The organism is Photorhabdus kayaii (genome assembly GCF_025384895.1).
GTDB classification, from domain to species: domain Bacteria; phylum Pseudomonadota; class Gammaproteobacteria; order Enterobacterales; family Enterobacteriaceae; genus Photorhabdus; species Photorhabdus kayaii.
The window spans coordinates 1-941 of record NZ_JAJAFZ010000201.1; the positions used below are offsets into that span (position 1 = coordinate 1).

Sequence of the window (941 nt, forward strand, 5' to 3'; positions counted from 1 at the left end):
CCGAGCAGTACCTGGGGGACTACACCGCCACCTGGCGCGCGGCGATGAACAACCTGGATATTCGTGACTTTACCGATATCCCGCAGGCCATCAGCGCCATTGAACAGGTCATCAGCGGCGAGCAGCCCATCAGCCGCGCCCTGCAAATCCTGAGCGACAACACCCGCCTGCCGGGGATTGACGAGACGCTGCCGGCCAAAGCCCAGCAGGCGTTACGCGATACCCCGGATTACCGTCTGCGAGCGCGCATCAACCGGGAATTCGCGCCGGAAACCGCGGTGCTGGTGGAGCACGGCGATAAAAACAGCACCTTACAGGGGGTTTACCAGAAACTGGTGGCGCTGCACCGTTACCTGCTGGCGATTCAGAATGCCCCGGTCCCGGGGAAAGCCGCCCTAAGCGCCGTTCAGCAGCGGCTGGAACAGCATAACGGCGACCCGATTTTCGAAGCGCGGCAGCTGGCAAAAAACCTGCCGGCGCCGCTCAACCGCTGGGTCGGCGAGCTGGCCGAACAGGCCTGGCGGGTGGTGATGCGGGAAGCCATCCGCTCGCTGGAAATCGAATGGCACGACACCGTCGTCAGACAGTACCAGACCTACCTGGCCGGACGCTATCCCTTCAACCCGGCAGCTGCTCAGGATGTGCCGCTCAGTGAGTTCGAGCGGTTCTTCCGGCCCGGCGGCACGCTCGATGCCTTCTATCAGCAGAACCTGAAACCGTTTGTGGAAAACAACCTGACCCACAGCGCGGACGGCCAGCAACTTATCCGCCCGGATGTGCTGGAACAGCTGAAACGGGCCGACCGTATCCGCGACACCTTCTTCTCGCCGCAAAACGGTCTGGGCGCCCAGTTCGCCATTGAGCCCCTCAGCCTGACCGGCAATAAACGCCGCAGCCTGCTCAATCTCGACGGCCAGCTGCTCGATTATGCCCACGGCCGC

General features: G+C 63.0%; 1 protein-coding gene. It reads left to right on the plus strand.

Annotated features, from left to right (window positions below; translation table 11 throughout):
• On the plus strand, positions 1-941 hold a 941-nt coding region (locus LGZ98_RS23895), incomplete at both ends, for an ImcF-related family protein (protein ID WP_315902013.1).